At 40.2% G+C, this 5,224-nt stretch carries 4 protein-coding genes; 2 read left to right on the forward strand and 2 right to left on the reverse strand.

All coding sequences use genetic code 11. From position 1 onward, the window contains the following. Window positions 1–33 precede the first annotated feature (33 nt). Entirely contained in the window at window positions 34–408 is a 375-nt protein-coding gene (locus C7Y69_RS21275) for a DUF1826 domain-containing protein (protein WP_260563944.1), read from the forward strand. A gap of 108 nt (window positions 409–516) precedes the next feature. On the opposite strand, the gene C7Y69_RS21280 is transcribed toward C7Y69_RS21275, so the two are convergent. Continuing rightward, window positions 517–2,250 carry a bifunctional diguanylate cyclase/phosphodiesterase gene (locus tag C7Y69_RS21280; RefSeq protein WP_158306779.1) on the reverse strand — a complete coding sequence of 578 codons (1,734 nt, stop codon included), beginning with the start codon at window positions 2,248–2,250 and terminating at the stop codon, window positions 517–519. A 540-nt stretch (window positions 2,251–2,790) separates the two neighbouring features. Between C7Y69_RS21280 and C7Y69_RS21285 the strand changes: the two genes are divergently transcribed. Further along, window positions 2,791–3,864, forward strand: coding sequence for a hypothetical protein (locus C7Y69_RS21285; protein WP_126874093.1), 1,074 nt, complete (start codon window positions 2,791–2,793; stop codon window positions 3,862–3,864). A gap of 611 nt (window positions 3,865–4,475) precedes the next feature. Here C7Y69_RS21285 and C7Y69_RS21290 read toward each other — a convergent pair. Beyond that, window positions 4,476–4,961, reverse strand: coding sequence for a PD-(D/E)XK nuclease superfamily protein (locus C7Y69_RS21290; protein ID WP_126874094.1), 486 nt, complete (start codon window positions 4,959–4,961; stop codon window positions 4,476–4,478). Window positions 4,962–5,224 lie beyond the last annotated feature (263 nt).

The raw sequence follows: 5,224 nt of genomic DNA on the forward strand, positions 1-5,224 counted from the left end.
TGAATCTATTGGAGCACGTCAGAGCTCGTCGACATGTTTATCTGCTTGTTTGAGGCTAATACCATTGGTTTTAGGTTATCAACATTAGACAAGGCCATGTGCCCTCGTTTTCATGTTGATAGAGTATCTTGCCGTTTAGTGACCACCTTTGTTGGACCGGGCAGCCAGTGGCTAGAACACGATAACACCGACCGCACAATGCTAGGCCACAAAAGCGGCGCATTAACCGATGACCATTCGGGTTTATATCGTACAGCACAAGATATACAAACCTTGGAAACGGGTGATGTCGCAATTCTAAAGGGAGAGTTGTGGCAAGGTAATGAGAACGCTGGAATAGTGCATCGTTCACCGCCGGTATCAAGCAGCCAACCGCGTGTTGTGATGACATTAGATTTGATTGATTAATTGATTGAGAGCACGCCAGCTAATTGTGTTCCTGCTTAGGTGACAAGTGAGTTGGCTTAATAGCAATACGCTAAGCCAACTGACTTAAAACACTTACCGTTTGCGCTATTAAGCTAGCTCAGGAACACTGCATTTGTATTGCTTGTAGATATCGAACTCACTAGCTGGCACTGGCTTTTGGAACAAATACCCCTGCCCATATTGGCAGTTTAGCTTCTGTAGCATTGCGTAACACATATCAGTTTCAATGCCTTCGGCCACCACCTCCATATCCAGTTCATGCCCCATGGCGATAATGGTACTGGCAATGGTGTTATTTGCAGGCATAAAGCTCTTGTCTATTTTTAATACATCAAAAGGTAAATTCTTAAGATAGCTTAGGCACGAATACCCCGTACCAAAGTCATCGAGTAACAGTTGCACACCCAGCTCAGATAACCTGTACAGCGATGCAACGCAGGCTTGCTCTTCCATAATGGCAATATTCTCGGTTACCTCAATATGTATACACTCTGCGGGCAACGATAAGCTAGCCAGAATATCTGCGAGCCTTTGCGCGAAATGCTGATCTTTAAGCTGATGTGATGACACATTGATTGCCATTGCATGATGCGTAGCGCCTGCATCATGCCATGCTTTGCATTGTTCACAGGCTTGTTGTAATACCCAATTTCCTATATCAATAATTTGTCCCGAATGCTCGGCAATAGGAATAAACTCATCGGGACCAATGGCTTCGTTATCTGGGTTAGTCCATCTTAATAGCGCTTCACTCCCAACTGTCACGCCATCCTCAAGCCTAACAATCGGTTGATAAACTAAGCTAAACTCATTGTTAGCAATAGCATGATGAAGCTGACTTACCAGTTTTAGTTTGCGGTTTTGTTTAATGGCCGATAATTTATCGAATGCTTGATACTGATTCTTGCCCGCCTCTTTAGCTTGGTACATTGCCGTATCGGCATGCTTTAGCAGCAATGAGGAATTAGCGCCGTTTTGTGGGTAGCAGGCTACACCAATACTCGCAGTGATATAGTAGTCGTTATTGCCAAGCTGCACAGATTTACTGATAGTGTCTAATATTCTATGGGCAATGAAATCAATGGTTTCAATTGATTCAAAACAGTCTGTTACCGCCACAAATTCATCACCACCAAAACGAACCACCACATCGGTAGCGCGAATTGCATCTGAAATTCGCTGCGCCATAGTGATTAAAAGCGTGTCGCCTAACGCGTGGCCTAAGCTATCGTTAATGTCTTTAAAGTGGTCAAGATCGATAAACATCACCGCGAAGGGCAAATTACTGCGCTCCGACATATTAATGGCTTTGTCTACAGTATGTTCAAGCAAGTTTCTGTTCGGCAAGCCCGTTAACGCGTCGGTATGCGCCATTTGTTTATTTCGTTTCTCGCTTTCAGCTAGGGCTTTCATCGCCTCTTCCCTGCTGGTAAGCCCCGATGACACAGCCCGAGAAATAAATGCAGCAAATAACAAAACCACTATTGATGACAAAATAATAATAGAGAGGGTAATGTTAGCCACGAAATTTACCGTTTTCTCGACGGGTATCTCAAAGTCAGAAGAGTTTGTTCTAAAATCCCTAAGCGATTTTACTATCTGGTCTTGTAGTGTTTGTTGACTAACATTACCCGCTTCATAATCGGCCAGCGCAGCCAATGAACTATTAGCACTTTGAACGTCACGAGTACAAATATCAATAACCGACTCTGTGCCAATAATTTTCATGATAAAACGCTCTGTATTACCAATCATCGACAAACAATCTAAAGGCTGCTCCCGAATGTTGAGAATGGTTTGACGAATATCATCTAATTTCACAGGGTGCGCGTCTGAAAAAAGTTCTGCGGGCGCAGAAATTTGTTCGCTTAATTCAGACGTGTATTTAAAGTGCCTAACATTTAATTGATGAAAGAAATTACTGTGATTTAGGGTAAAAAAACACCAGACGAGAATTAGCGCAAAGACGAAAAATGTAAACGTTAAAACAGGTAACGCCTTCCTTATGCCACTGTTCTTCACATCCATTGTTCAGGTTGCTCTTTTTATATGTGCTCGCTGCAAGCAAGTCACTGTTACATGTATGTACGCTAGCGGCGAACGATTATTTTTCAGAGTTATACTATTGAATTTATAGCAGGTAATCGTGCTTAAGCAAACGTACAGTAAGTTTTAAAAATTTTGTTATAAGCCTATATTCGATTTTAGATACGTAGGGCATGCAAACAAAGACCAATACTTACTTTTACCTTTCCTTTTTAACCATCAGCCGGCAAATTTTTTCATTCCTATCCCACCCAAGTTCTTTCTAAAATCAGCAAGCATCTGATATATTTATTTTTTGACTACAAGGATGAACATATGACAATAAACGCAAGTGACAAAGAAAGCAGCAAGGACGATAGTGATGTCAATATAACTTCAAAAGAAACGCTTAAATTTTGGGATTCTGAAGACAAGATATTTTTGATAGAAGTATTTACCGCCGGGTTTGTATCGATATTACTTTCTAAGCTCTTATCTTACGTCCTTCCAAAAATATCAAGCCCAGAACTAGTAACCACAATTATTAGCTTATTCTTCAAAGAGGCTGGTGTTGCTTTAATGATTGCTGCCGCACTCGGCTATACAGTCGAGTCAATGACAAGAAAAAAACAAAATGAGGAATTTAAGGTATTTCAGCAGGAAGTTAGCAAAGATGTATTAAGTGCCGTATTTAAAAAAATTATTCCCGACCTGATTTTTAAAGAAGTTAAACGATCAGTATTAGATCAAGCGCTTATTAAACGTGATGCTTCAATGTCATATGAGCTTAGTGAAATTACTGATGAGTTAGCCGCCCAACTAGGCCTCAGTGATTCTGAAAAAAATAAGATACTTGTTTGTGATGTAACTACTACTCATATACTTTATAACTTAAGTGATTTGGAAATTAAAAATCACCCCATCCGTTGTGGAGTATCATGTGATTTGGATCCACGGCTCCAAGAAGCCCTTGAAATACATGAAGCAACAATTGGTGACAATGAGCTTTCACATGATGAAATGAAAAAACTAATTTCCTATGGTAAAGGGCGAGGGGTCAAAGAATTTGAAACTACGGTCAACCTTCCATCAACTAAAGATGGTAAAGGTTTTAAGGTATCATTTTGCTCTAGAACTTTTAAGAAGTATGACGACACCGAGGTTTGGACAACGTTGACCCCCACAGAGTATATGGAGCTTGAAATTGGCTTCCCTCTAGGTATTGAGGTTGGAGCTAAATCAAATCACCCTGAAGATTTAGAAAGTGATCGACAGAACCCAAATGTTCGCAGAAAAAAATATAAACTAAATCACGGGGTATTCCCGTACCAAGGAATAACGTTTTGGTGGCACAAATCAAAACCAGAAAAACCTAAACAACCATTTGCATCCGCTGATGATAGGGAGTAAAATTTTGTCCCCCATTGAAGGGTTGAAATTAATCCTCAGAAGCGAACTTTCGTATAAAAAAGTTGTCTTAAATACACTGGTTTGCTATAGATATTAGGCTGACCAAGGAAAATCGGAGATTAATACATGTTAGTTACAACAAAAGATGTAGGTGTTTGGGATAACCCTGTTGGTGTTTGGGATTAAGCCGTTAATAACAACACCCTAAGAATTTCTTTTAGCCCGCCTTATGACGGGCTTTCTTTTTTCATCTATTAACAACTTATTCTCTACTGATTCAAGCATAATATGAATCTACGTAGTCTATTGGATAGGCTTCGTAAGGACGAAGGAATAGCATTAAGGCTGTCAAAGAAACCCTTGCACTTAATCTAGATAAAAATGACCCTAGTAAGAATTATTGCTTACAAATATCTGTATCTACCAGCGTGTGGGTTCCATGATGCTTGAAGGCATAATAATGATAGCGAAGAAAAAAGCTTGTATAAAAGCAGTCAACAATGCATCGAATGAGAGTACATGGGGCTATTTGCGCTATCACTAGGATACAATAAGTAATCTGTATTGACGGATCGAATTCGAATAATCGTAAAGGCGTAATTAATACACTTTTACAAGCTCGAACTGCCAGTGAATTCCGATTTATTGAAGACAACGATGTCCCACCAGTTAAATTTCATGGCCAATATATGGTCTAACTCCCTCGTGTCAGCTGTTCTTCTGAAATCAGCTTCTTGCATATTACGTGGTTTTGCATAGCAAGCCAACTCATGGGCTTCCAGCATGTGCTTGACGCCTTTGCTAAAACCATCTCCGCCATAGACTACATACTTATCCATTTGCATCGACTGAGCATCATTCAAGGCATAAGGTATTTTCTCATCAGCTGTTCCGGTAACATTTTGCAGCTTACATTCCAAAGCAACTGCTACATTCTGCGCCTCATTCAAGACTAAAATATCTACCGTCCGCTTTTTGCCGATAATACTTTTGCCTACCGAAACCTCTTGATAAATCTTAATGCCTCGCCCAGAAAAGTTTTCATATATATAACCTGAAACCCAATCCCTATATTTCGTCCCTGAATCTATACTCATACAACCTCTTTAAGCGTAGTTTAGCTCTAAATTTTTCTGTTCAACTGCCTCTATTTTGCATGTTCCGGCCCATTCCGATCACCCATTTCGGTTCAATCCGATCAGTGATTTCGGTCTAATCCGATCGCTTATTTCGGAGTTACCCGATCAAAAATGACGTTTTTCCGAAATCACTGATCGGAATCCCGAAATCTTCTTCTTTTTCTCACTAAATCAATTGGTAAGCTCAACTTCATCACTTGATTGAAGGAACGAGCTGCCAT

The sequence above is a fragment of the Alteromonas sp. KS69 genome (assembly GCF_003989595.1).
GTDB classification, from domain to species: domain Bacteria; phylum Pseudomonadota; class Gammaproteobacteria; order Enterobacterales; family Alteromonadaceae; genus Alteromonas; species Alteromonas naphthalenivorans.